This is a genomic window from Sphingopyxis sp., from assembly GCF_051861155.1.
In the GTDB taxonomy this organism is placed as follows: domain Bacteria; phylum Pseudomonadota; class Alphaproteobacteria; order Sphingomonadales; family Sphingomonadaceae; genus Sphingopyxis.
In genome coordinates this window covers 280,868-307,454 of record NZ_JBHYDE010000001.1, presented here as the reverse complement: position 1 = coordinate 307,454, position 26,587 = coordinate 280,868, and the positions used below count along the sequence as shown (strand labels likewise).

Sequence of the window (26,587 nt, the reverse complement as noted above, 5' to 3'; positions counted from 1 at the left end):
GGGCGAGCTAGTAATGATTTTTGGCGGAGACCAACCTTGATTCCCATGTTCGTCGAGATTGCTTACATTCTGCTGACGGTGATCTTGTATTTCATCATCGCGCAGGCGGTGATGTCGTGGCTGATCGCGTTCAACGTCATCAACACGCACAATGACTTCGTGCGTCAGTTGTGGGACATGCTCGACCGAATTACCGAGCCGCTGTATCGGCCTTTTCGACGCATCATGCCGGATTTTGGGGGGCTAGACCTGACTCCGATGTTAGTGATCATGATCATCGTCATCCTGCGCGGTCCGGTGCTCAAATATCTGGCGCAGTTCGGTTGAATAAACGGGACGGCATAGCGGCAATCGAACAGATCGCGAGGGTGATCGACGGCAAGGCGTTTGCCGCCGCGCTGCGCACGCGGATCGCCGACGTGGTGCCAGCGTTCCAGGCCGCGACCGGACGCGCGCCCGGGCTGGCGGTCGTGCTGGTCGGCGATGATCCGGCAAGCGCGGTCTATGTGGGTTCAAAGGGCAAGGCGACGGTTGCCGCGGGCATGGCCAGTTTCGAGCATCGCCTGCCCGCCACCGCGACGCAGGACGAGGTCGAGGGGCTGCTGGCGGAGCTTAATGCCAACGCAGCGGTTGACGGTATCCTGCTGCAACTGCCGCTGCCCGGCCATCTCGACGAACAGGCGGCGGTCGCGACGATCGACCCCGACAAGGATGTCGACGGGCTGACCCCGGTCAGCGCCGGGCGGCTCGCGCTGGGCATACCGGGTATGGTGCCGTGCACTCCCTATGGCTGCCTGCTGCTGCTTCAGGACCGGCTCGGCGACCTGTCGGGCATGGACGCGATTGTGGTGGGCCGCTCGATCCTGGTCGGGAAGCCGATGGGACAATTGCTGCTTGGGGCCAACGCCACGGTGACGATGGCGCACAGCCGCACCAAAGACCTGCCCGCGCTGGTCCGCCGCGCCGACATCGTCGTCGCCGCGGTCGGGCGCGCTGAAATGGTCAAGGGGGACTGGATCAAGCCGGGCGCGGTCGTCATCGACGTCGGCATCAACCGGCTTGCCCCGGCAGAGGGCGAAACCAAAGGCCGACTGGTCGGCGACGTCGACTATGCCGAGGTCGCGGCGGTCGCCGATGCGATCACCCCGGTTCCGGGCGGGGTCGGGCCGATGACCATCGCTTGCCTGCTTCGCAACACCCTCGTCGCCGCGCACCGCCGTGCGGGGCTGGCCGATCCGAAAGGATTTTGATGCGCCTTTTGCTGCTCTCCGCGCTCGCCCTGCCGCTGCTCGCCGCGTGCGCGGGGCCGCAGGATGAGCTTCGCAATCGGCCGCTGGCGGCGAACCCGAGCGCCTTTATCGCCGCCGAAATCGGTTTTGCGCGGCTGGCGCAGGAAAAAGGCCAGTGGACCGCGTTTCGCGAAACATCGCATCCCGACGCGGTGATGTTCGTGCCGCAGCGGGTGAAGGCGCGCGACTGGTTGAAGACGCAGGCCGACCCCGCCGAGTCGGTGAAGTGGCAACCGCACGCGGTCTATGTCAGCTGCGACGGCAACGCGGGGGCGACGACCGGCGCGTGGCAGAAGGGGCCGGCGAACGGATTTTTCAGCACCGTGTGGCTGCGCGATCCCAAGAGCGGCAAGATCGACTGGATCCTCGACCATGGCGATGCGCTGACCACCTCGCGCGAAGCGCCCGACTTCATCGCGTCGAAACAGGCGGTGTGCGGATCGCGCCCCGCGGTGCCGATCGAGGCGGGCGGCGAAGGCGACGACATGGCAGTCGGCCTGTCGCCCGACCAGACCTTGAGCTGGACATCGACGGTGCGCCCCGACCGCTCGCGCCGCGTCACGATCCGGCTGTGGGACGGCAAGGGGATGGAAACCGTCATCGACGATCAGGTCGCGGCGCCTAAACAGCCATGATCGACCTGTTCATCTCGGCCTTTGTCACGCTGTTCGTGGTCATCGACCCGCCGGGTTGCGCGCCGATCTATGCCAGCCTGACCACCGGCGCGAGCGCCGCGCAGCGCCGGTCGATGGCGATCCGCGCGACGCTGATCGCGGGGCTGATCCTCGTCTTTTTCGCGATGTTCGGCGAAGCCTTGCTCAGCTTCCTGCACATCGACCTCGACAGTTTCCGCATCGCGGGCGGCATCATGCTGTTCATCATCGCGATCGACATGGTGTTCGAAAAGCGCACCGAACGCCGCGAACAGCGCGCCGAAAAGGTGATGGCGACCCCCGAGATCGAGGATGTGTCGGTGTTCCCGATGGCGATGCCGATGCTCGCCGGGCCGGGATCGATCGCGTCGGTGATGCTGCTGGTGGCGCAGAACAACGGGCTCGACCGCGCGTTCGTGATCTTCGGCGCGCTACTGCTCGTGCTGCTGCTGACGCTCGGTGCGCTGCTCGCGGCGGGGCCGCTGATGCGGCTGATCGGCAACAAGGGCGAGGCGGTGATCACGCGCCTGCTCGGCGTGCTGCTGGCGGCGCTCGCGGCGCAGTTCGTCATCGACGGGCTGAAAGCGAGCTTTCCGAGTTTGGGTTAAGTCGGGAAATAAGCCGTTTATCCCCGCGAAGGCGGGGCCCATCTCCTGCCGGTTCAAAATGGCGCCGACCGGTGATGGGCCCCCGCCTTCGCGGGGGCACACAGTTTGTTCATTTTGGGCAGGCTTACCTTGCGGCGTTGACGTCGGCCTGCGTCACCGGCGCGATGCGGATTTCGACGCGGCGGTTGCACTGATAATCGGCCTCGCCGCGTTCGGGCGAACATTTCAGCTGCGATTCGCCATAGCCCATCGTCGCCATGCGCGCGCGCTGGATGCCGCGGCCGCCCAGATAGTCGGCGACCGACGACGCGCGGCGTTCGGACAGGCCCTGGTTGTAGCTGTCGCTGCCGGTCGAATCGGTGTGGCCATAGACGTCGATATAGGTGCTGGGATATTCGGCGAGCGTCGAGGCGACATTGTCGAGCGCGCTGCGGAACTGCGATTTCACCAGCGCGCTGTTGTAATCGAAGGTCACGTCGCCGGGCATGTTGAGCACCAGCTGGTCGCCCTGACGTTCGACGTCGATGCCGGTGCCTGCGGTGCGTTGGCGCAGCTTCTTTTCCTGCTCGTCCATATAATAGCCGACGCCCGCACCAGCGACCGCGCCGATGCCCGCGCCGACGATTTCCTCGGTCCGGCTGTTCTTGCCGCCGATGAGGTCACCGAGCAGATAGCCGCCGAGCGCGCCGCCGATGCCGCCGATCGCGGCGTTCGAAATACGCTTTTTCCCGGTTTCGGGGTCGGTGACGCAGCCGGTCAGCGCCACGGCGCTGATGGTCGCCAGCGTAGCGAGTTTGATCGTTCTGATATTCATTGGTCGCTCCCTTTATTCGGCGGCCGCAACTGGTCCTGCGCGCGCCACCTTCATGCCGATAACATACGGCCGACGATCTGGTTCCACCATCGCGGCTGAACCGGGGCTGAGATGGCCGTTCAGTCGCCATTGTGCATTGCGGCGGCTTTGCCCTATAGGATCGCCATGACCGACGCTGACAGGGGCCGGGCGCTGATGCGCCGCACGACCGCCCAATGACCCCTTTCCCATGGTCCGACGTGGCGATCATCGCCGTCCTGATCCTTTTGAATGGCGTCTTTGCGATGTCCGAACTCGCGATCGTGTCGGCGCGCGCGCCGCGCCTTCAGGCGGCGGAGAAACGCGGCAGCCGCGGCGCTGCGGTCGCGCGCCAGCTTGCTGCCGACCCCGGGCGTTTCCTGTCGACGGTGCAGGTCGGCATTACGCTGATCGGTATTCTCGCGGGTGCCTATTCGGGCGCCAGCCTGGGCGGCCCTGTCGGCGACCGGTTGCAGGCGCTGCTCGGTCTTGACGACGAAACCGCGCTGGCCGCCGGATTCGCGTCGGTCATCGCGGTCACCACCTATTTCTCGCTGATCGCGGGCGAGCTGGTTCCGAAGCAATTTGCGCTGCGCGCGCCCGAACCGATCGCGATTTTCATGGCACTGCCGATGCTGTGGCTGTCGAAAATCGGGGCGCCGCTGGTGTGGCTGCTCGACCGCAGTTCGGCGCTGGTCTTTCGCCTGCTCGGGCTCAACCGCGAATCCGAAGATCGGGTGACCGCCGAGGAACTGCATCTGATCGTCGCCGAGGCGTCGAAATCGGGGGTGATCGAGGAAAGCGAGCGCGCGATCATTTCGGGCGTCGTGCGGCTGGCCGACCGCCCGGTGCGCGAAGTGATGACGCCGCGCAAGGATGTCGACTGGATCGACATCGCGCTCGATGCCCGCGGCGTGCGCGACAAGCTGGTCGAAACCCCGCACAGCCGCCTGCCGGTCGCGCGCGGGTCGGTCGACGACATCGTCGGCGTCGTGCAGGCGCGCGACATTGCCGCGGCGCTGTTCCGCGGCGAAGCGCTCGACCTTGAGCAATTGATGCGCTCCGCCAAGGTCATCCACGACCAGATCGACGCGATGGACGCGCTCGAGGCGCTGCGCGCCGCGGATGTGCCGATGCTGTTCGTCCACGACGAATATGGCCATTTCGAAGGGCTGGTGACCCCCGCCGACCTGCTCGCCGCGATCGCCGGTGAATTTGCGTCGGACCAGGATATCGGCAGCGAACCGTTCGTCGTCGAACGCGCCGACGGCAGTCTGCTGATCGCGGGGTCGATGCCTGCCGATCAGATGGCCGAGCGGCTGGGGATCGAACTGGGCGAGGATCGCGACTATGCGACCGCCGCCGGCCATGCGCTGGCGATCCTGAAGCATCTGCCGAAGGAAGGCGAACGCTTCACCGACAAGGGCTGGCGGTTCGAGATCATCGACATGGACGGACGCAAGATCGACAAGCTGCTGGTCACCGAGCTGTCCAGACCCAAGGATGCCGCCGAAGACTAGGCCGGTGCAGCATCGCCCCCGTGAAGGCGGGGGCCGCAAGCGCCCTATTCCCGCCTTGCCGCCGAAACCGAGGGCCGCCGCCAACTTCGCGGGGACGACGGCTATTGTCCTCGCAAGCGGCCCTCAGAGCTCGCCGCCAAGCGCCCCATATTTCGCTTCGAACCCCGGCCTGTCGCCGCGCGCCAGATAGCCCGCCTGGTCGACGATATTGTCGCGCGCAATGCGGCCCTGAAAGGCGCCGAGCTGGGGGTCGATCGCGGCGACGTCGGCGTCGGTCCACGCGGCGATCTGCTGGAAGCTGGTCACGCCAAGGCCGTTCAGCAGCCCAACCATCTTGGGTCCGACGCCCTTCAGCAATTGCAGATTGTCGGCCTGCGCGGCCGGGGGCGGTGCAGGTGCGGCGGGTGCCGATACAGGTTCGGACGCCGGCGCGGGTGCCGGTGCTGGCTCGGGCAGGGGCTCGGGTGGCGCGGCTTCGGCGGGGACGGGGGCTTCGGCAACCGATTCCGGCGGCACAGTGGGTTCTGCGGCCGATTCAGGTGCCGGTTCGGGGGCAGGCGGCGGCGCTGCGATGGGTTCGGGGACCGGGGATGGCGCAGCAACGGGGGCGGGCGCCGGTTCGATCGGTTTGAAGCGCGCCGGTTCGGCGGCAATGATGTCGGGCTTGGCGGGTTCGAGCGGCTTGCGCGGATCGGCGGGTGGGGCGACCGGCGTTTCGGTCGTTTCGCCCGTCTTACGGCCGAAGAGGAACCACAGCAGCACGACCGCGACGACCAGACCGACGACCGCGATGATCCAATTTTCCTGAAGCCACGTCATATCTGCCTCCGCTCCTGCTTTTCGTTCAGCCTATGCGCGCCGCCGCGCCGCGTCCACCCAGTCTCACTCGGCCTCGCGCACGACTTTGCGCCAGCCCCTTAGCGCGCCTCGCGCGCGACTTCGCGCCAGCCGATGTCGCGGCGGCAGAAGCCGGTCGCGAAATCGAGCTTGTCGACCGCGGCATAGGCACGCGCCTGGGCTTGCGCGACGGTGCGTCCCGTCGCGGTGACATTGAGGACGCGGCCCCCCGCGGCCACGATCTGGTCGCCCTCGCGCGCGGTGCCAGCGTGGAAAACCCGGACGCCGCCGCCTTCGGCATCGGCGATGCCATGGATCGCGCCGCCCTTTTGCGGCGTGGCGGGGTAGCCGTTCGCGGCCATGACGACTGTCAGGGCATAGTCGCTGGCGAAGGCAGGCGGGGTGGCACCGGCCAACGCGCCGGTCGATGCGGCGCAGAGCAAAGCGGCGAGATCGCCGACGTAGCGCATCATCAGCACCTGGCATTCGGGGTCGCCGAAACGCGCATTATATTCGATCAGCTTCGGCCCCGCGTCGGTCAGCATCAGCCCCGCGAACAGCACCCCGACATAGGGCGTGCCCTCGGCCGCGAGCGCCGCGACGGTGGGGCGGATGATGCGGTCCATCACCTGCGCTTCGAGGTCGGGGGTCAGGACGGGCGCCGGGCTGTAGGCGCCCATGCCGCCGGTGTTCGGCCCGACGTCGCCGTCGCCGACGCGCTTATGATCCTGCGCGCTGCCGAACGCTATCACGTCGGTCCCGTCGGAGAGCGCGAAGAAACTCGCTTCCTCGCCGGTCATAAATTCCTCGATCACCACCGCGGCACCCGCGCTGCCGAACGCGCCGTCGAACATGTCGGCGATCGCGGCTTCGGCTTCGGCGCGGGTTTCGGCGATCACGACTCCCTTGCCCGCGGCGAGACCGTCGGCCTTGATAACGACGGGGATGCTGAAGCCGCCGAGCGCGGCAAGCGCGTCGTCGGCGCTGGCGCAACGGACATAGCCGGCGGTCGGGATGTCGGCGCGCGCGCACAGATCCTTGGTGAAGCCCTTTGACCCTTCAAGCTGCGCCGCCGCGGCGCCCGGGCCGAAGGCCGCGATGCCCAGCGCGCGCAGGCGGTCGGCGAGCCCGGCGACGAGCGGCGCTTCGGGGCCGACGACGACGAAATCGATCGCGTGGGCCTGGACGAACGCGATCAGGCCATCCAGATCATCGGCGGCGATCGCGACGCATTCGGCATGCGCTTCGATGCCCGGATTGCCGGGGGCGGCATAGAGCTTGGCGCAGCTTGGCGATTGTGCCAACTGCCAGCTGAGCGCATGTTCGCGGCCCCCCGATCCGACCAGCAGGATATTCATGGCAGTCCCTTTTCCCGATCCGGCGTCCGAAACCGACCCCGCGGCGCGGCTGTTAGCCGAGGCGGCGCCCGGCGACAATGTCCCGCCGCTGTCGGTCAGCCAATTGTCGGCGGCGATCAAGCGGACGGTCGAGGATGGCTTTGCGCGGGTGCGCGTGCGCGGCGAATTGTCTGGAGCGAAGCGCGCGGCGTCGGGGCATTTCTACGCGGCGCTGAAAGACGATAATGCGCTGATCGACATGGTGATGTGGAAGGGGCAGGCGGGGCGGCTGGCGTTCCGGCCCGAGGACGGGATCGAGGTGATCGCAACCGGCAAGCTCACCACCTATCCGGGGCGCTCCAAATATCAGCTCGTCGTCGATACGCTCGAGGTCGCGGGTGAGGGTGCGTTGATGCTCCTGTTCGAAAAGCTCAAGGCGCGGCTGGGGGCCGAGGGGCTGTTCGACCGCGAGCGCAAGCAGCCGCTGCCGGTGTTGCCGCGCGTCATTGGCGTCGTCACCTCGCCGACCGGCGCGGTGATCCGCGACATTCTGCACCGGCTGGCTGATCGCTGCCCGACGCGGGTCATCGTCTGGCCGGTGCTGGTGCAGGGCGACGGCGCCGCGGCGCAGGTCGCCCATGCCGTTCGCGGTTTCGACGGACTCGAACGCGGCGGCGCGGTGCCGCGGCCCGACCTGGTCATCGTCGCGCGCGGCGGCGGGTCGATCGAGGATCTGTGGGCGTTCAACGAAGAGGTCGTCGTGCGCGCTATCGCCGAATGCCGCATCCCGACGATCAGCGCGGTGGGACACGAAACCGATACGACATTGGCCGACTATGCCGCCGACGTGCGCGCGCCGACCCCGACCGCGGCGGCCGAAATGGCAGTGCCCGTGCGCGCCGAATTGCAGGCGCAACTGGCGACATGGGGCGGGCGGATGATCGCGGCGGCGACCCGGCACCGGGCACTGGCGGGCGAACGGCTGACCGCGCTGGCGCGCCACCTGCCGCGGCGCGAGGCGCTGTATGCGCCGCAGCGGCAGCGGCTCGACGACAGCGGCGACCGGCTGGCGCGCAGCCAGCGGCAGCGGCTGACGATGGTTGCGGAGCGGCTGGCGACGCGCGGCGCGGCGCTGCGCCCGGCGCTGCTCGCCCGGCGCTGGGACAGCGACCGCGCGCGGCTCGAAGGGCTAGGACGGCTGCTCGACAGCCTCGACCCGCGTGCGCTGCTGTCGCGCGGCTATGCAATGGTGCGCGATGCCGGCGGGGCGATCGTGACCAGCGCGGATCGCGCGCGCGATACCGGGCATCTGCGGTTGCAGTTCGCCGATGGCGAAGTGCCGGTGGTGATTGCCGTTGGCGATGCGCCGCCGCCCACGTCGTCGCCGCGTCCCGCGCGCAAGCCGCCCGCGCCGCCGCCCAAAAGAGGGCAAGGCGAGCTGTTCTGACGTCGCCGGGGGTGGCCCCGCCGCGCCCGGCTGCTATGGTGGCCGCAATCACTGACCCTCGAACGGAACCTGAATCATGCTGATCGCCAGCCGCAACCGCCTCGCCCGCCTGCAATATGGACCGAATGGCTTTCGTGTCCTGGCGCCCGGCGACCATGTGCTGTGCGCGGTGACGGGCGCGCCGATCGGGCTCGACGAGCTGCGCTACTGGTCGGTGGTGCGGCAGGAACCCTACGCCACCGCCGCCATTTCGGTGCAGGCCGCACTGGACGCCGCGCGCGGGGCATGAGCTTTCGGCGGTTCGGAATTCACCAGGCCGCGGCGCTGCCCTTGCTGGTCGTCGCGGCGGGTTGCGTGCCGTCGGCGGGCTCGCGCGACGGCGCTGCACCAGTGCCTTCGCCGCCGCCGCGGTCGCCGCAGCCGATGGTATCGGTGCCGCGACCAGCGGCAATATTGGGGGATTTTGTCTTTCGGGGCCCGATCGTCAGGGCGCAGCAAGGCAGCGTGCTCCTCGGCGTCGTGCCTGATCGCACGCGAACCCTGACGCTCGACGGAAAGGCGATTCCCATAGCCGCGGATGGCGGTTTCCTGATCGCGTTTGATCGCGACGCCGCGCCTAATGCGCGGCTGGTTGCGACCGTCGCCGACGGGCGGCAAGTTGTCCGCAACCTGGTTGTCGCGTCCGGAACATGGCGGCTCGAGCACATCAACGCCCCCTATCGCGGCAGCGCCGCGAACGACGGTGATTTCGAACGCCGCCGCCCCGCCGAACTCGCGCAGATCGCCGCGGCGCGCGGGCGCGAAGTCGCTTCCGACGGCTGGAAACAGCGCTTTCGCTGGCCGGTGACCGGGCGGCTGTCGGGGTTTTTCGGATCGCAGCGCATCTATCAGGGCAAACCCGGCGCCTATCACAGCGGCACCGACATCGCGGTGCCTGCGGGAACGCCCTTTGTCGCCCCCGCCGACGGCGTCGTCGTGCTGGCGGCGGATGTGCCGTTCACGCTTGAGGGCTATCTGCTGATCGTCGATCATGGGATGGGGCTGACCAGCGCCTTTCTCCATTGTCAGCGGCTCGATGTCCGGGTCGGTGACCGGGTGGTGCAGGGGCAGGCGCTGGGCACGGTCGGGCAGACCGGACGCGCGACGGGACCGCATATGCACTGGGGGCTGAAGTGGCGCGATGCGCGCCTCGACCCGGCCCAGCTGGCGGGCCCCATCACCGGCTGAGCGACGATGTGCTGCGGCTGAATTCGTATCCAATGAAACAATATGTCGCCGATGTTGTGCCGCGGCATATTGTATTTCGCCAAATGTCACGGTTGTTGCAAATACATCACAATGCCGCGTGAAACGGCGGATTAGTCCGGAAAATTCCTTTACTCACCCCGGCGGAAGGATCATCCCGCACGCTATCGGGGCGTTTTTCACGTCGGCTATATGCTGTCGTGTCAGGGGCCCGGGTATCTTAATCCATCAGTAGCAAGGGACTGCACTGTGAAGAAAACCCAATATTCCAAGCTGAAGCTAGGCGCCGCGCCGCTCGTCATGAGCATCGCCCTCGTTTCGGCACCTGCCTATGCGCAGGACGCGGCGGTCGAAGACACCGCTACGGATTCCGAAATCGTCGTGACCGGCACTTTGATTCGTAACCCGAATCTCGAAAGTTCGTCGCCCGTCGCCGTGATCGGCGCCGACGAAGTTTCGCTTCGCCAGGCCAGCAACGCCGAACAGCTGCTGCGCGAAACGCCCGGCGTGACCCCGAACCTGGGTTCGGGCGTCAATAACGGCACGATCGGCGCGAGCCGCGTCGACCTTCGTGGCCTTGGCGCCAACCGCAACATCGTGCTGCTCGACGGCGCGCGGCCGGTTCCGTTCAACTTCAACGGCATCGTCGATCTTAACCTCATTCCGGTGGCGCTCGTCGAGCGCGTCGATGTGCTGACCGGTGGCGCGTCGACGACCTATGGCGCCGACGCGGTTTCGGGTGTGGTCAACTTCATCACCCGCCGCGATTTCGCCGGCATGGACCTGCAGGTTCAGACCGGGATCAGCGAGCAGGGCGATACCGCCTCGTTCCGCGCCGACCTCGTGCTCGGTGCGAACTTCGACGACGGCCGCGGCAACGCCGTGCTGGCCGTTGGTTATCAGGAAGCCGATCCCCTGTTCTTCGGCAGCCGTGGTTTCGGCAAGTTCGTGCTCGCGTCGAACAACGGGGTGGCCGGCGGTGACTCGCCGACTGCTTCGCCGACCAGCTTTGGCCTTGCCGGCTCGCCAGGTCAGAATCAGCAGATCAACCCGGCCGGCTCGGCGCTGGTGCCGCAGTACAGCCTGTTCAACTTCAACCCGTTCAACGTTTATGTGACGCCGTTCGAACGCTTCAACCTGTTCAGCAAAGCGAACTATGAAGTTACCGATTCGGTCGAAGTTTACGCGCGTGGCATGTTCTCGAAGACCACGACGAGCTCGATTATCGCAGCGTCGGGTGTGTTCGGCAACAACCTGAACATCCCGCTGAGCAACCCGTTCCTCAACGACGGCATTCGCTCGCAGCTGTGCGCGCTGGCCGACTTCAACACCGCGGTCGCCGGCCGTCAGGGGCCGACCGGACCCTGTACCGCTGCCAACACGACCGACCTTGCCAACGCCCTCGTCTATCGCCGTTCGGTCGAAGTCGGTCCGCGTATCAACGAATATACGACCAACGTGTTCGATATTCAGGTGGGCGCGCGCTACAAGCCGGCCGACAATCTGGTGCTCGACATCTACGGTGCTTATGGTGAAAGCGAGACCGACCAGGTTCTGCGCAACTATGTGTCGAACTCGCGCGTCGCCCAGGCGCTGCAGGCAACCAACACGACGACCTGCACCAACACCGCGAACGGCTGCGTGCCGCTCAACCTGTTCGGTCCGCAGGGCAGCATCACGCCCGCACAGGCGGCGTTCATCGGCGGCGTGACCAGCACGATTTCGACCGTGACCACGCTGGCGCAGGTCCATGGCGTGCTGTCGGGCGACTTCGGCTTCACCACGGGTGCGTCGGAAAACCCGATCGGCTTCGCGGTCGGCGGTGAATTCCGCGAATATGGCGCGAAGCGCATCCCCGACAACCTCGCTCAGATTCCGGGCGAACTTGGTGGTTCGGGCGGCGCGACGCTGCCGATCGACGGCGGTTTCTCGGTCTATGAAGCGTTCGGCGAAATCATCGCGCCGCTGGTCGAAGACAAGCCCTTCTTCCAGGAACTGTCGGTCGAAGCCGGTATCCGTTATTCGGATTACAAGGTCGATGCCCCGAACAGCCCGACGTTCAGCTCGACAACGTACAAGTTCGGTGCGAACTGGGCGCCGATCGAGGACATCAAGTTCCGCGCCAACTATCAGCGCGCGATCCGTGCGCCGAACATCGGCGAATTGTTCGCGCCGGTGGCGGTTGGCCTCACCAACCTGCTGATCGATCCGTGCGCAGGCGCGGCACCGGTCGGCAATGCCAATCTGACCGCGGTCTGTATCGCGCAAGGCGCTCCGGCGGCCTCGATCGGTGCGATCCAGAACCCGGCGGCGGGCCAGGCCAACATCACCATTGGTGGCAATCCGAATCTGAAGCCCGAAAAGGCGACGACCTACACCTTCGGCGTCGTCATTCAGCCGGCCGATATTGTCCCCGGCCTGACGGTGACGCTCGACTATTATAACATCAAGGTCGAAGACGCGATCACCAGCGCCGCACCGGGTGACTCGATCGCGTTCTGCTTCGGGAGCGTTACGGCTGCCTCGGCAACGAGCGCCGACTGTCTCGCGATCCAGCGCAACCGTGCCAACGGCCGCCTGAGCGGTACATCGACGGCGACCAACCCGATCCCGGGTCTGCCGGGCAATCTGTCGAACGCCGGCTTGCTCAAGACCGACGGTATCGACCTGAACGTCAACTTCAAGACCGACATCACCGACGATATCGGCCTGAACCTGTCGTTCAACGGCAACTATGTGTTCCACTCGCAGTTCCGTTCGCGCCCGGGTGGCCGTCTGCGCGAATGCGTCGGCTATTACAGCGTCAACTGCGGCGTCTCGACCGGCCTGGCGAGCGGCACCGGCCTCTCGGTCGGTTCGCCGACGCCCCAGTTCACCTGGACGCAGCGCACCACCTTGGTCTTTGACAAGATCGACGTCTCGCTGCTGTGGCGGCACATCGATGGCCTGCAGTACGAGCCCGGTCTGCCGCCGCTGTTCAGCGGCACGATCACCAATGCGCCCGGCGCGGATTACGCACTCGCCGGTCAGCAGATCAACTTCAACCGGATCAAGGCCTATGATTACTTCGATCTGACCGCGCGGTTCAGCGTCACGGATAATTTCCAGCTGACCCTGTCCGCGTTCAACATCTTCGACAAGCAGCCCCCGATCGTGGGTTCGAGTGCGGGTTCGACGTCGTTCAACGGCGGCAACACTTACCCGTCGCTGTACGACACCATCGGACGTCGCTACTCGGCGACGGCGAGCCTGAAGTTCTGATCGGACGATAGGCAAAAAAAGAAGGGCGGCCCCGATGGGGTCGCCCTTTTTTTTGTCTGGTCGGGGATCAGTCGGTCAGGAGCGGCAACGGAAGTTGCATCGAGACACCGGCGGCTTCGGCAACGGCTTCTGCCCAGGCGGTGACCTTTTCAATCTCGTCGGCGTGAAGGGCCTCGGCTGCCGACTGGTCGGATGCGCGCTGGCCGCTCGCAAACGCCCGCCCGCTTTTCGAATCGCGGGCAAATATGTCCGCGACCACGGTCGCAATTCTTGCGTCGTCGAGCGCGACGTCGAACAGGCGAGCGAGCGCCGCCATCGTCTCGGCAGGCCGCGCCACCAGCGTCTCGCTATCGATCGTGCGGACCCGGTCGGGCCATTTTTGCGCCATGTCGGCGAACAGCCGGTGCTGCGCCAGCCAGCCGACGGCCGCCGCCTGAAGGTCGGTATGGAGCAGATGATCGCGGGGTTCGAACCCCAGGTCGATCAGCCCCTCGGCCAACTGGCGCGACAAGAGTTCGCGCACCCACAGGCGGCCCCACATGCCCTTGCGGGCGATCGAGCCGAGGAACAGGCGCAGCGGCGCATGCACCAGCACTGCCGCGGCCTGGGGGCGGATCGTCATCAGCGCGGTGGCGAGGCCGTTGACGATATTGGATGGCTTGATGATCGCCGCCTCGCCGGGGACGAGCGGACGCGCGAGCAGGCGCAGCGCGCCGTCGGTTACCATCCCGATCTGCGCCGCACTGCCGCCGCGGTGCCGCCAGCCGACCATGTCGTTCAATATCTGCGGCTCGCTGAGTCCCTGCGACACGCCCGGATTGTCGAACGCCTGGGCGAGCAGGGTCGAACAGCAATAGGCCGAATGAAAGATGAAATGGGTCGCCGCATCGCCCTCCGCGCCGATGGCGGCATCGGCCAGCGCGTCGGTGCGCTTCATGATAATGGGGGCGGCGGGCTTCAGATATTCGTCGGTCAGAAAGGGCACCGAGCGGCGCAGTGCGCGCGGCGCTTCGATGAAGTGGACGGCGTCCTGCCCCTCGTCATAACGGTGCGCGAGCCACTCCGCTGTCATCATGGTGCGCGCGTTCCTTTCCAATCGGCATCCGCTTGTCATCTGCAACCATATTGCGCCGGCTTCAACCACCGGCTGCGCCTTGCACTGGCGCGCCTTGTGGATTAGCCGATGCTATGACCACAGCCACCCGAAATATCGAAGAGACGCTGGCCGCGGCGGCGCAGGCGCGGCAGCGCGGCGACGCGGCGGGCGAGCGCGCGATTCTGGATGCCGCGTTGCAGAGCGGCGCTGGCGACCCGCGGCTGCACAACGCCCGCGGCATGCGCGCGCTGACCGATCAGGATTTCGCCGCCGCGCAGGCGAGCTTTGCTGCTGCCAGCGCCGCCGACCCCGGCGAGCCCGCGCTCTGCCTGAACCTCGCGACCGCGTGCCGCGCCGCGGGCGATGACGAAGGCGAGCGGCGGGCGTTGCAGGCCGCGCTCGACATCGACCGGCGGCATTTCATCGCTTTGCTCCGCACCGCCGAACTGCATGAGCGGCTGGGCGAAGCGGTCGCCGCTGCGCAGGCGTGGAGCCATGTCGTCCAGCTGGCGAATGCGATGAGCGAGCGGCCGCCGCGGGTCGAGGAGGCGCTGCGGCACGGACAGACCTTTATCGAACAGCATAATGGTGCGCTCGCGGTCGCGGTCGAAGCCGAGCTGGGCGCGCAGATGGCAGCGATGGGACCGGCGGCGCGGCGTTTCAGTGCCTGCATCGACCATTGCCTGGGCCGCCGCCGCGTCTATCAGAATGAATGCGCGGGGCTCTATTATCCGTTTCTGCCCGCCGACGAGTTTTTCGACCGGTCGCATTTCCCCTGGTTTGCCGCGTTCGAGGCACGCAGTGCGGCGATCAGGGACGAAGCGCTGGCGCTGCTCGCAAAGGGGAATGCGGCGATCCGCCCTTATGTCCGGCAGGATTCGGGAACGCCCGAGAATAAATGGAGCGCGCTCGACCATTCGCTCGACTGGAGCGCCTGTTTCCTGTGGGAATATGGCGTGAAAAACGAGGCGGTCTGTGCGCTTTGCCCCGAAACCGCCGCGGCGCTCGATGCGATTCCGCAGAACCGGGTGCCGGGCAAGGCGCCGTCGGCCTTTTTTTCCATCCTGAAACCCGGCGCGCATATTCCCGCGCACACCGGCGTCACCAATACGCGCGCGATCGTCCACCTGCCGCTGGTCGTGCCGCCCGGATGCAGCTTTCGGGTGGGGGGTGAAACGCGCGAATGGCGGGTCGGCGAAGCCTTTGCCTTCGACGATACGATCGAGCATGAGGCGTGGAACCGCAGCGACGAGCCGCGCATCGTGCTGATCCTCGACGTGTGGAACCCCTATCTCGACGCGGCGGAACAGGATCTGCTGGCGCGGTTCTTCGACCTGACCACGCGCGGTCAATAACCGCCGCCCATCGCCTCCAAAGCGGCGCGAGCCGGCGCCAGTTCGGCGGCGTAATTTTTCCAGCGCCCCGATGACTGGCCATGAATCGCCGAGCGCGCATTCCAGTTGCTCGGGGTGCGGATGACGGGCGCGGCCCGTTCGGCGTTCGGGTCGCCGTCGGCGGCGGGCAGGCCGAGCGCCGCCCAGGCGTCGGCGATCACCGTCGCTGGCGCCTGAACCAGCCGGTCATAGGCGATCGTCTGAATATCATCGCCGAAAATGGCCTGCCAATGCGCCATCAGTCGGCGATATTGGGCGAAATAATGCACCGCATCGTCCAGCCGGTCGGTGTAGTTGATCGCCTCGGCAAAATTCATGAAATAGAGCGACAGGATGGTGTCGAGCGCCGCGCGTTCGGTGTGCACGATCCGGGCGGCAGGAAAGAGCGTCTTGATCAGCCCGATGTGCAGGAAATTGTCGGGCCGTTTGTCGGTTACATAAAGCGCGCCAGGGAAGTTGGTCGTGACCATATGCAGATAGGTATCGCGCAGGGCGCGTGCATCGTCATCGGTCAGACTTTGCAGCGCCGCGGGGTAGGGCGTCAGCCGGTCGAGCACCATAGTCGGGATCAGTTCGAGCTCGCCGCCGATCCGGACCAACGGGTGGCGGCCGAGCAATTGTTCGATCACCGTCGAGCCCGACCGGAACATGCCGCAGATGAATAGCATCTCGGGTCCGTCGACTGCCAATGGGCCGCCCGGGCGCGCAGGAAAGGCGGCGATCAGGTCGTCTACCAGCCGTTCCTGCGCGGCGCGATCGTAACGGCGCGGCGCGGGGCGCATCGCGGCGTTGATCCGGTTCGCCTGGGTGATCGCGGCAAAGGCTTCGGGATAGCGGCGCGCCGCGTCGAGCGCATGGCCGAGGCCGAAGAGCAGTTCGGCGACATCGTCCTGGCTGTCGGCGCCGATCTGCAAGCGTTGCTCGAGATCGCGGATCGCGCCGCCGGTGTCGCCCTTGTGGACGCGGATCGCCGCCAACCGCGCGCGCGCGCGGCCGTTGCCTGGCGCGACGCCGAGCGCTTTGCGATAGGCGTCGGCGGCAGCATCGGCTTTGCCGACATCCTCCATCAGCCCGCCGAGGTTGAGCCAGGCGGGCAGGAACTTCGGATTTTTGGCGACCGCGGCACGCAGCTCGGCCTCCGCCTCGTCGTTGCGTTCCATATATTCGGACAGGATCGCGGCGCGATTGACGTGCACCGCTTCGGGCGCCGAGACGTCGCGGCGCAGCGCCTCGGCATAGGCTTCGAGCGCGTCGGGATAGGCGCGCGTCTGGCGCAGCACATAGCCAAGGTTGAACCAGCTGTCGGGATGGTCCGGCCGCCGCGCGATCACCTGCCGCAGCAGCGCCGCAGCGTCGGCGTAGCGCCCCTGTCCGATGCTCCGCCCCGCCGCGGCATCGAGCCGCGCCCACTCCTCATCCACGCGAACCGCTCCCCAACCGCACTTATGCCGGCGTGAGCTTCAGCGCGCCGTCGCCTTCGTCGACCCGGATCGTCGATCCGTCCTTCACTTCGCCTTTCAGGATCAGATCGGCAAGCGGATCCTGCAGATATTTCTGCACCGCGCGCTTCAGCGGCCGCGCGCCATAGACGGGGTCGTAGCCGACGCGGCCGAGCCACGCGCGCGCGGCATCGGTCAGGTCAAGGATGACCTTGCGGTCGGTGAGCAGCTTTTGGACGCGTGCGACCTGAATATCGACGATGCCGCCCATATGCTGCTGTGCGAGGCGGTTGAAGAGCACGATCTCGTCGAGCCGGTTGAGGAATTCGGGGCGGAAATGCGCGCGCACCACCTCCATCACCGCGGGTTCGGCCTGTTCGACCGGCGCGTCGTCGGGCAGCGCGGCGATCGCCTGGCTGCCCAGGTTCGAGGTCAGAATGATGAGCGTGTTGGTGAAATCGACCGTGCGCCCCTGCCCGTCGGTGAGCCGCCCGTCGTCGAGCACCTGGAGCAGGATGTTGAACACGTCCTGATGCGCCTTCTCGACTTCGTCGAACAGCACCACCTGATAGGGGCGGCGGCGAACGGCTTCGGTCAGGGTACCGCCCTCCTCATAACCGACATAGCCTGGCGGCGCGCCGACGAGCCGCGCAACGCTGTGCTTTTCCATGAATTCGGACATGTCGATGCGGACCATCGCATTGTCGTCGTCGAACAGGAAACGCGCGAGCGCCTTAGTGAGCTCGGTCTTGCCGACGCCGGTGGGGCCGAGGAAGAGGAACGAGCCGAGCGGGCGGTTGGGGTCTTGCAAACCGGCGCGCGCGCGGCGGACGGCGGTCGAGACCGCACGCACCGCTTCGTCCTGTCCGATGACGCGCTGGGCGAGCGTCGATTCCATAGCGAGCAGTTTCTCGCGCTCGCCTTCCATCATCCGGTCGACGGGGATGCCGGTCCATTTGCTGACCACCGCGGCAATGTCGTCGGCGGTGACTTCTTCGCGCAGCATCGCATTGCCCGCCGCGGCTTCCGCGTCGGCGAGCTGCTTTTCGAGGCCGGGGATGGTGCCATAGCTGAGCTCGCCCGCCTTGGCGAGATCGCCGGCACGCTGCGCCTGATCGAGCGCCGAGCGCGCGGCGTCGAGCGCTTCCTTGATCTTCGCCTCGGCGTGGATCTTGTCCTTCTCGGCCTGCCATTTTTGCGTGACCTCGGCCGACTGCTGTTCGAGATTGGCGAGATCGGCGCGCAGGGTCGCGAGCCGGTCCTTTGATGCTGCGTCGCTTTCCTTCGACAGCGCCGATTCCTCGATCTTCATCTGGATGATGCGGCGGTCGAGCGTTTCGATCTCCTCGGGCTTCGATTCAACCTCCATGCGGATGCGGCTCGCGGCTTCGTCCATCAGGTCGATCGCCTTGTCGGGGAGGAAACGGTCGGAGATATAACGGTTCGACAGCGTTGCCGCGGCGACGATCGCGCCGTCGGTGATCCGCACCCCGTGGTGCAGCTCATATTTTTCCTTGAGCCCGCGCAGGATCGAGATCGAATCCTCGACCGTCGGCTCGCCGACGAACACCGGCTGGAAGCGCCGCTGCAGCGCGGGGTCCTTTTCGACATGCTTGCGATATTCGTCGAGTGTCGTCGCGCCGATGCAATGGAGCTCGCCGCGCGCGAGCGCGGGCTTGAGCAGGTTTGACGCGTCCATCGCGCCCTCGCCCTTGCCCGCGCCGACCAGCGTGTGCATCTCGTCGATGAACAGGATGATCTCGCCCTCGGCGGCCTTCACATCGTCGAGCACGCCCTTCAGCCGCTCTTCGAACTCGCCGCGATATTTGGCGCCGGCGATCAGCGCGCCCATGTCGAGCGACAGCAGGCGGCGATCTTTCAGGCTGTCGGGGACGTCGCCATTGGTGATGCGGAGGGCAAGTCCCTCGGCGATCGCGGTCTTGCCGACGCCGGGTTCGCCGATCAGCACCGGGTTGTTCTTGGTGCGGCGCGCGAGGATCTGGATCGTGCGCCGGATTTCCTCGTCGCGGCCGATCACCGGGTCGAGCTTGCCTTCGCGCGCAACCTCGGTGAGGTCGCGGGCATATTTTTTGAGCGCGTCGTAGCGGTCTTCGCTGCTCGCGGTGTCGGCGCTGCGGCCGCCGCGCAGGTCGTTGATCGCGGCGTTGAGGGCGTCGGCCTTCAATCCGGCATCGGCGAATGCCTTGCCGCCCGGGGTGGCCGGTGCAAGCACCATCGCGAGCAACAGCCGCTCGACGGTGACATAGCCGTCGCCAGCCTTGGTTGCGACCTGCTCGGCCTGGTCGAGCAGGCGCACCGCGTCATTGTCGAGGCCGGGGGTGGCCTGCGCACCCGATCCCGACACCGCGGGCACCTTGGCGAGCAGCGCGTCGATACCGGCGACCACGCGCGAAGCATCGCCGCCGCTCTTGGCGATCAGCCCCGCCGCCATGCCTTCGCTGTCTTCGAGCAGCGCCTTGGCGATGTGCTCGGGGCTGATCCGCTGATGATTCATGCGGATCGCAATCGTCTGCGCGGCTTGCAGAAAGCCCTTGGCGCGGTCGGTGAATTTCTCGAGGTTCATGGAGGATAAGCCCCTTTCCTGTCCGGCAAGATAGTGTTGCTATTTGGCAACACAAGGGCTTCCTCGCAGTTCCCGTTCGCATCGAGCGACGTCGAGTTGCCCATCGGCTGTATGCGCCTTCAGGGTGTCTCGACTTCGCTCGACACGAACGGGATTAGAGATCGCTATTCCCCGCTGCGCGCCAGTTGATCGAGCAGGCGCACGCCAAAGCCCGACATGCCCTTCGGGACCAGCGACGATGCCTTGTCGGCCTGGTTCACCCCGGCGATGTCGAGATGCGCCCACGGCGTCGCCTCGTCGACGAAATAGCCGATGACATGCGCCCCGATGCTGGCGCCCGGTCCCTGGTTGGGGGTGATGTTGCGGATGTCGGCGATGTCCGACTTGATCTTTTCGGCGAAATTCTTGTGAAGCGGCATCCGCCACAATTCCTCGCCGCTTACCGTCCCGGCGGTCAGCAGCGCGGCGGCGAGCTTTTCATCGCGCGCGAACAGCCCGGCATATTGGTCGTCGAGCGCGCCGACGATGGCGCCGGTCAACGTCGCAATATTGACGATCGCGCGCGGCTTGTACGCCTGCGCGACATATTCATTGGCGTCGGCGAGGACGAGACGCCCTTCGGCATCGGCGTTCAGCATCTCGATCGTCTTGCCCGACATCGTGCGGGTGACGTCGCCGGGGCGCTGGGCATTGCCGTCGGGCATATTTTCTGCGAGCGCCGCAACCCCGACGACATGCGCGGGCGCGCGCGATTTGGCGAGCGAGAGGACGGCGCCCATCACCGAGGCGGCGCCCGACATGTCGCCCTTCATATCCCACATGCCCGCGCCGGGTTTCAGCGAAATGCCGCCCGAATCAAAGGTGATGCCCTTGCCGACGAACGCCATCGGCGCCGCGGGCGCATTCGCGCCGCGATAGCGCACCAGCATCAGGCGCGATCCGCGCGGGCTGCCCTGGCCGACGCCGACGATCGTCCCCATCCCGAGCTTGCGCATCGCCGCTTCGTCGAGCACCTCGATGCTGACCCCGGCGGTGCCCGCAAACGCCTCGCGCACCCGGGCAACGAAGCTTTCGGGGTAGATGACGTTCGCGGGTTCGTTGGCGAGGTCGCGCGACAGGCGGACACCATCGGTCAGCGGCTTCCAGCGCGCGGTGAAGGCGGCTTCGGCGGCCGCGGCATTGGCGCCGACAACGGTGACGGCGCCGGTCGGCGGCGCCTTTTTGTCGGCGGTCTTGTACCGGTCGAAGCGATATTGGCCGAGCGCGAAGCCATAGGCGACGTCGGCGGCTGACGCATCGCCAAACGCCCCGGCGATCGTCACCGGCTGCGCCTCGCTTTTCAGCTCCTGCGCCGCCTTGCCGCCCGCTTCGGCGAGCGCGAGCGCAGTTGGCGTCGCGCCGGTGCCGACGAGCAGGATGCGCGAATGCGCGCCGATCCCGCGCAGCGACAGCGTCGATTCGGCCTTGCCCTCGAACGTCGCCGCCGCAATCGCTGCGGTCACCGCCTGGCGCTCGGCGGGGCTGAATGCCAAGCCGTCCAGCGGCGGCAACGTCGCGTCGGTCATCAAAATCACCAGCGCGCCGCCCGCCGGGGCGCTCGCGGCAAAGCCGATCGCGCGCTCGGCGCTGTTCGCGGCGGTCGATGGGACGACGCCCGACCCGGTCACCATCTGCGCGGCGGCGGGCGGTACGAAGGTGAACGACAGGCAGGCGGCAAGAAGCAGGCTTTTGCGATACATAGGAAATTCCCCGGTTAAAGCGATGGCACCTTGCATAGCCGCACGGCGCCCGATGGCAAATTCGGCTCGACGAACGACAGTCGCTTGCCATCGGACGACATGGCGGTCAGACAGTCGCGGAACGGGCGCATGAATGAGGACCAGAGATGCTGCGACGGATTTTGCTGGGATTCCTTCTGTTGCTCGTCGTCACTGCCGCGTCGCTGGCGCTGTGGGAGCCGCTGACCGCCGAAGCGCCGAAAGCGCCACTGTTCAAGCCGCAGGACGTCCGCATCGCGCGCGACAAATTCGGGGTGCCGCACATCTTTGGCAAGACCGACGCCGACGTCGCCTATGGCGTCGCCTACGCGCACGCCGAGGATGATTTCGCGACCTTGCAGGAAGTGCTGGCGATGACGCGCGGCCGTGCCGGGGCGATGCTGGGGGCCGACGGCGCGAAGATCGATTATGCCGAGGCGCTGCTCGACGTGCGTGCGACCACCGCGCGCGACTGGCCGCGCCTGCCCGCCGACGTGAAAGCGCTGTTCACCGCTTATGCCGCGGGGCTCAATCATTATGCCGCCAAGCATCCAGGCGAGGTCCGCCTGTCGGGGCTGTTCCCGGTGACCGGAGAGGATGTCGTCGCGGGCTTCGTGCTGCGTTCGCCCTTTTTCTTTGGTCTCGATTCGGTGCTCGGCCAGCTGGTCGAGGGCAAGGACATGCACCGCGAAGGCGGCCCGGCACTCGACGCGACGGGCAAGATCGTCCCGCGCGCCGACACGCCGGTCGGCAGCGATCCCGCGGCCAATGGATCGAACGCCATGGCGGTCGCGCCCGCGCGTTCGACCGACGGTGCGACGCGGCTGGTATCGAACTCGCACCAGCCGTGGACGGGCGGTGTCGCCTGGTACGAACTGGTTGTCCATTCGCAAGAGGGGTGGGATTTTGCGGGCGCCAATTTTCCCGGATCGCCCTATCCCTTCCTGGGGCACAACAAGCATCTTGGCTGGACCAACACGGTCAATCGCCCCGATTTGATCGACGTCTATCAACTTGTTCTCGACGAAAGCGGCGAGAAATATCGCTACGACGGCGCCTGGCGACCGCTCGAGAAAAAGCGCGTGTGGCTGAAGGTGAAGTTCGGCCCGTTCGTGCTGCCGGTGCCGCGCACCATTTATCGATCGATCCATGGCCCGGTGGTCAAGAATGACAAGGGCGCCTTTGCGATCCGTTACGCCGGCTTCGACCAGTCGGCGATGGTCACCCAATATTACCGGCTGAACAAGGCGAAGAATTTTGCCGAGTGGCGCGCCGCGATGGCGGGGCAGGGCGTGCCCGCGACCAACTTCATCTACGCCGATGCGAAGGGCAATATCGGCCTGTTCTACAACGCGATGTTCCCCGATCGGCCCGACGGCTTCAACTGGCGCGGGGTGCTGCCGGGCGACCGGTCGGCGGCGCTGTGGACGAAGACGCTGCCGTTCGATCGCGCCCCGGCGCTGGTCAATCCGCGATCGGGCTATGTGATGAATGCCAACAACACCCCGTGGGTCGCCGCGGGGCCGGGCGACGAGCTCGACGCCGCGGCTTTCTCGCCGCTGCTCGGGGTTGAGGACGATATGACCAACCGCGCGACGCGGCTGATCGAGCTGTTCGAAGCGTCGGGCCAGATCGACGAGGCGCGGCTGAAGGCGATCAAATATGACACCGCTTATGCCAGATCTGGTTACGCCAAGGCGTGGATGGACCGGCTGCTCGCGCTGGATGTGAAAGATGATCCGGCGCTGGTCGATGCGCAGAACCTGCTCCGCCGCTGGGACTGGAACCTCGACGGCAAGGGGAAGGGCGACGCGCTGGCGCTGATGCTACTGCGCCCCGCGAACGGCAGCCATTACCAGCGCCGCGCCGGTCCCGATCCGCGCACCGTGCTGGCCGAGGCGGTGGCGCATTTGCAGGAGCATTTCGGTACGCTTGACCCCAGGCTCGGCACGGTGCTGCGGCTGCGCCATGGCGAGGGTGCTTATCGCATCGACCTGCCGCTCGACGGCGGCAACGATACGGTGCGCGCCTCGACGCTGTGGGATGCCGAACCCGACGGGCGGTTGAAGGTGCGCCACGGCGACAGCTTCATCATGTTCATCACGTGGGACGCCGCGGGCCGGGTCCGCTCGGAATCGATCCAGCCGTTCGGGTCGGCGACAACGCGGCCCGAGAGCCCGCATTACAATGATCAGGCGCCGTTGTTCGTGCGCCACCAGCTGAAACCCGTGCTGTTCGATCCGGCGGCGCTGAAGGCCAGCGGGGCGCGTTTCTATCGGCCTTGAAAGCCGCGAATGGCTGCCCTAAACCGTTGATACAGTGCCGTCCGGCACGCGGTCGCGCGCAGGCGCATCATGCCTGTGTCCGTTATCCAAGAGGATGCCCATGCCCCGTTTCCATCGTTTCGCCCTTGCTCTGGCGGTGACCACGTCGCTCGTTGCCGCCGGCCCCGCGCTCGCCAAGGCCAAGGCTGCCGATCCGGCACCGATCGCCGATCTGGTGAAGGCGGTCGACATTCCTTACGAAGCCTTCACGCTCGACAATGGGCTGCGCGTCATCGTGCACGAGGATCGCAAGGCGCCGGTCGTCGCGGTGTCGGTGTGGTACCGCGTCGGGTCGAAGCACGAACCGAAGGGCAAGACGGGCTTTGCCCATCTGTTCGAACATCTGATGTTCAACGGGTCGGAAAACGCCCCCGGCGATTTTTTCGAACCGCTGCAACAGGTCGGCGCGACCGACAGCAACGGAACGACCAACGTCGACCGCACCAATTATTTTGAAACCGTGCCGACGGGCGCGCTCGACCGTGCCTTGTTCCTCGAAAGCGACCGCATGGGGCATCTGCTCGGCGCGGTGACGCAGGAAAAGCTCGATAACCAGCGCGGCGTGGTTCAGAATGAAAAGCGTCAGGGCGACAACAATCCCTACGGCCTGCTGCGCTACGAGATTTTCGAAAATCTCTTCCCGACGGGCCACCCCTATCACCACAGCACCATCGGTTCGATGGCCGACCTGAATTCGGCGAGCCTGACCGACGTGAAAAAATGGTTCACCGACAATTACGGCCCGAACAATGCGGTGCTGGTGCTGGCGGGCGACGTCGATGTCGCGACTGCGAAAGCCAAGGTGCAGGAGTGGTTCGGCGACATTCCGCGCGGCCCCGCGGTGACGATGCCGCAGGTGACGGTGCCGACGCTGCCCGCGCCGCTCGCGAAAGAGGTCAAGGATCTGATCCCTACCCCGCGCATCTATCGCATGTGGGCGATCCCCGGGCTCAACGACGCCGACGGCGTACCGCTCCAGATGGCGACCGCGGTGCTCGGCGGGCTGTCGTCGTCGCGGCTCGACAATGCGATGGTTCGCAAGGATCCGGTCGCGGTCAGCGTCGCGGCCTTTGCCCAGACCTTTGAGGATGCCGGCATCCTGATCGTCCAGGCCGATGTGAAGCCGGGCAGCGATGTGGCGACGGTCGGCAAGAAGCTCGACGAAGAAATCGCCAAATTCCTTGCGACCGGTCCGACCGCCGACGAACTGCAACGCGCCGCGGCGAGCTATTTGGGCGGCACCATCGCGGGGTTGGAATCGGTCGGCGGCTTTGGCGGCAAGGCGGTGACGCTGGCCGAAGGCGCGCTCTATTCGAACGATCCGGGCTATTATAAGGTCGAGCTCGATCGGATGGCCAAATCGACCCCCGAACAGGTCGCCGCGGTGGCGCGCAAATGGATGGCGCGCCCGGCCTTTTCGTTGACCTACACCCCCGGCGAACGCACCGAGGGCGGCGAGAATCGCGGCGGCGCCGTCACCGCGGGCAAGATGACCGAAGCGGTCGCGCCCGACCGTTACTGGAACCCGGTGCTCGGCGACATCGGTCCCGACACCGGCATCGGCGCCGCGGCTTCGATCGCCGATCGCTCGCAATTGCCCGCGGTTGCCGATCTTACCGCGCTTGACTTTCCGGCCATCGAACGCACCAAGCTCAAGAACGGGGTCGAGGTGGTGTTCGCGCGCCGCACGACGGTGCCCACGGTCAATGTCGCGGTCAGCTTCGACGCAGGCTATGCCGCCGATCCGCACAGCGCGCTGGGCACCCAATCGCTGATGCTCAGCCTGATGGACGAAGGCACGACCAATCTCAATTCGATCGCCTTTGCCGAAGCGAAGGAACGGCTGGGGGCGCAGATCGACGCGACCGCCAATGCCGACGAAACGGTGTTCAGCCTGTTTGCCTTGAAGCCCAATCTCGGCGCCTCGCTGTCGCTGCTCGCCGACTATATTCGCAACCCGGCGTTCGACGCCAAGGAGCTGGAGCGGGTGCGCGCGCAACAGCTGAACCGGCTGAAGGCCGAGCTTAACAACCCGAACGCCATCGCCTCGCGCCTGATGGCGCCGATGCTCTATGGCGCCGACCATCCGTATGGCATTCCGCCGTCGGGTCTGGGCGATGCCAAGGCGGTGACGACGGCGACGCGCGACCAGCTCGCGGCGTTCCACAGCGGTTGGATTCGCCCCGACAATGCGCGCGTGTTCGTCGTCGGCGACACGACGCTGGCCGAAGTGAAGAAACAGCTCGATGCGACGCTGGGCCAGTGGAAGGCGCCGAAAACCGCCAAGCCGGTGAAGAATTTCGATATCGCAATCCCGGCGCCCAAGCCGCGCATCCTGTTCTTCGATCGCCCCAAATCGCCGCAATCGATAATATTGGCGGGCAAGGTGCTCGATGCCAAGGGCGGCGACAAGCTGGAGGTCCTGCGTTCCGCGAACGATATTTTCGGGGGCAATTTCCTGTCGCGCTTCAACACCAATTTGCGCGAGACGAAGGGCTGGTCCTATGGCGTGCGCAGCCGCATTTCGGGCGAAACCGACCGGCTGAGCTGGATCGCGGTCGCCCCGGTGCAGGCCGACCGCACCGGCGATTCGATCAAGGAGTTGCAGAAAGACCTCAAGAGCTTCCTCGCCGACAAGGGCGTGACCAAGGAAGAGCTGGAGCGCACCGTCAACGGCAGCGTGCGCGAATTGCCGGGCAGCTTCGAAACCTCGGCCGATGTGCTCGCCGGGCTGCGCAACATCGTCAAATTTTCGCGGCCCGACACTTATTACGAAACGCTGCCCGCCACCTATGAGGCGATGACCGCCGCCGAAATCGATGCCGCGGCGCGCAAGGCGCTCAGCACCGACGATCTCGTCTATGTCGTCGTCGGCGATGCGGCGGTCGTCAAACCGCAGCTTGACGGATTGGGTCTGGCGGTGGAAACAGCGACTCCAATTAACTAACATTGATTTCAGTAAGG

At 66.3% G+C, this 26,587-nt stretch carries 19 protein-coding genes; 12 read left to right on the top strand and 7 right to left on the bottom strand.

Annotation, left to right across the window (positions count from 1 at the left end; genetic code table 11):
- Positions 1–45: 45 nt before the first annotated feature.
- From ACTIFP_RS01485 to ACTIFP_RS01470, 4 genes are read left to right on the top strand one after another with little or no spacing between them, the layout of a single operon-like run.
- Positions 46–327 carry a YggT family protein gene (locus tag ACTIFP_RS01485; protein ID WP_439566954.1) on the top strand — a complete coding sequence of 94 codons (282 nt, stop codon included), beginning with the start codon at positions 46–48 and terminating at the stop codon, positions 325–327.
- Positions 324–1,250, top strand: coding sequence for a bifunctional methylenetetrahydrofolate dehydrogenase/methenyltetrahydrofolate cyclohydrolase FolD (gene folD / locus ACTIFP_RS01480; protein WP_439566953.1), 927 nt, complete (start codon positions 324–326; stop codon positions 1,248–1,250). Before ACTIFP_RS01485 ends, folD begins: the two co-directional genes overlap by 4 nt.
- Positions 1,250–1,924 (top strand): hypothetical protein, encoded by a 675-nt coding sequence (locus ACTIFP_RS01475; protein ID WP_439566952.1) that lies wholly within the window; start codon positions 1,250–1,252, stop codon positions 1,922–1,924. The genes folD and ACTIFP_RS01475 overlap by 1 nt, the downstream gene beginning before the upstream one ends.
- Positions 1,921–2,550, top strand: coding sequence for a MarC family protein (locus tag ACTIFP_RS01470; protein ID WP_439566951.1), 630 nt, complete (start codon positions 1,921–1,923; stop codon positions 2,548–2,550). Before ACTIFP_RS01475 ends, ACTIFP_RS01470 begins: the two co-directional genes overlap by 4 nt.
- Before the next feature lie 124 nt (positions 2,551–2,674).
- Here the strand turns inward: ACTIFP_RS01470 and ACTIFP_RS01465 are convergent, their stop codons facing one another.
- Positions 2,675–3,364 carry an OmpA family protein gene (locus ACTIFP_RS01465; RefSeq protein ID WP_439566950.1) on the bottom strand — a complete coding sequence of 230 codons (690 nt, stop codon included), beginning with the start codon at positions 3,362–3,364 and terminating at the stop codon, positions 2,675–2,677.
- Between the two features lie 215 nt (positions 3,365–3,579).
- Between ACTIFP_RS01465 and ACTIFP_RS01460 the strand changes: the two genes are divergently transcribed.
- Positions 3,580–4,902, top strand: coding sequence for a hemolysin family protein (locus tag ACTIFP_RS01460; protein WP_439566949.1), 1,323 nt, complete (start codon positions 3,580–3,582; stop codon positions 4,900–4,902).
- A 123-nt stretch (positions 4,903–5,025) separates the two neighbouring features.
- Here the strand turns inward: ACTIFP_RS01460 and ACTIFP_RS01455 are convergent, their stop codons facing one another.
- Together ACTIFP_RS01455 and purD are read right to left on the bottom strand one after the other, a co-directional pair.
- Entirely contained in the window at positions 5,026–5,721 is a 696-nt protein-coding gene (locus tag ACTIFP_RS01455) for a hypothetical protein (RefSeq protein ID WP_439566948.1), read from the bottom strand.
- A gap of 98 nt (positions 5,722–5,819) precedes the next feature.
- Complete coding sequence (gene purD / locus ACTIFP_RS01450) at positions 5,820–7,097, bottom strand: phosphoribosylamine--glycine ligase (RefSeq protein WP_439566947.1); 1,278 nt, start codon at positions 7,095–7,097, stop codon at positions 5,820–5,822.
- On the opposite strand from purD, the gene xseA reads away from it, so the two are divergent.
- From xseA to ACTIFP_RS01430, 4 genes are all read left to right on the top strand, one after another.
- The gene (xseA, locus tag ACTIFP_RS01445; RefSeq protein ID WP_439566946.1) at positions 7,096–8,523 is read left to right on the top strand and encodes an exodeoxyribonuclease VII large subunit; all 1,428 of its coding nucleotides are present in this window, start codon (positions 7,096–7,098) and stop codon (positions 8,521–8,523) included. The two genes, purD and xseA, sit on opposite strands and share 2 nt — an antisense overlap.
- 76 nt (positions 8,524–8,599) lie before the next feature.
- Entirely contained in the window at positions 8,600–8,812 is a 213-nt protein-coding gene (locus ACTIFP_RS01440) for a DUF2093 domain-containing protein (RefSeq protein ID WP_439566945.1), read from the top strand.
- Positions 8,809–9,750, top strand: coding sequence for a M23 family metallopeptidase (locus ACTIFP_RS01435; RefSeq protein ID WP_439566944.1), 942 nt, complete (start codon positions 8,809–8,811; stop codon positions 9,748–9,750). Before ACTIFP_RS01440 ends, ACTIFP_RS01435 begins: the two co-directional genes overlap by 4 nt.
- A gap of 318 nt (positions 9,751–10,068) precedes the next feature.
- On the top strand, positions 10,069–13,029 hold the full coding sequence (locus ACTIFP_RS01430) for a TonB-dependent receptor domain-containing protein (RefSeq protein WP_439566943.1): 2,961 nt from the start codon (positions 10,069–10,071) through the stop codon (positions 13,027–13,029).
- Positions 13,030–13,096: 67 nt separating this feature from the next.
- Here the strand turns inward: ACTIFP_RS01430 and ACTIFP_RS01425 are convergent, their stop codons facing one another.
- The gene (locus ACTIFP_RS01425) at positions 13,097–14,104 is read right to left on the bottom strand and encodes a hypothetical protein (RefSeq protein ID WP_439566942.1); all 1,008 of its coding nucleotides are present in this window, start codon (positions 14,102–14,104) and stop codon (positions 13,097–13,099) included.
- Positions 14,105–14,217: 113 nt separating this feature from the next.
- Between ACTIFP_RS01425 and ACTIFP_RS01420 the strand changes: the two genes are divergently transcribed.
- The gene (locus ACTIFP_RS01420) at positions 14,218–15,480 is read left to right on the top strand and encodes an aspartyl/asparaginyl beta-hydroxylase domain-containing protein (RefSeq protein WP_439566941.1); all 1,263 of its coding nucleotides are present in this window, start codon (positions 14,218–14,220) and stop codon (positions 15,478–15,480) included.
- On the opposite strand, the gene ACTIFP_RS01415 is transcribed toward ACTIFP_RS01420, so the two are convergent.
- From ACTIFP_RS01415 to ACTIFP_RS01405, 3 genes are all read right to left on the bottom strand, one after another.
- Positions 15,474–16,940, bottom strand: coding sequence for a sulfotransferase (locus tag ACTIFP_RS01415; protein ID WP_439566940.1), 1,467 nt, complete (start codon positions 16,938–16,940; stop codon positions 15,474–15,476). The two genes, ACTIFP_RS01420 and ACTIFP_RS01415, sit on opposite strands and share 7 nt — an antisense overlap.
- Before the next feature lie 22 nt (positions 16,941–16,962).
- Positions 16,963–19,542 (bottom strand): ATP-dependent chaperone ClpB, encoded by a 2,580-nt coding sequence (clpB, locus tag ACTIFP_RS01410; RefSeq protein WP_439566939.1) that lies wholly within the window; start codon positions 19,540–19,542, stop codon positions 16,963–16,965.
- A 164-nt stretch (positions 19,543–19,706) separates the two neighbouring features.
- Positions 19,707–21,281, bottom strand: coding sequence for a leucyl aminopeptidase (locus ACTIFP_RS01405; protein WP_439566938.1), 1,575 nt, complete (start codon positions 21,279–21,281; stop codon positions 19,707–19,709).
- Between the two features lie 146 nt (positions 21,282–21,427).
- Between ACTIFP_RS01405 and ACTIFP_RS01400 the strand changes: the two genes are divergently transcribed.
- Together ACTIFP_RS01400 and ACTIFP_RS01395 are read left to right on the top strand one after the other, a co-directional pair.
- Positions 21,428–23,584: an acylase gene (locus tag ACTIFP_RS01400; protein ID WP_439566937.1), complete on the top strand. Its 2,157-nt coding sequence runs from the start codon at positions 21,428–21,430 to the stop codon at positions 23,582–23,584.
- 100 nt (positions 23,585–23,684) lie between these two features.
- On the top strand, positions 23,685–26,570 hold the full coding sequence (locus ACTIFP_RS01395) for a M16 family metallopeptidase (RefSeq protein ID WP_439566936.1): 2,886 nt from the start codon (positions 23,685–23,687) through the stop codon (positions 26,568–26,570).
- The last annotated feature ends 17 nt before the right edge of the window (positions 26,571–26,587 follow it).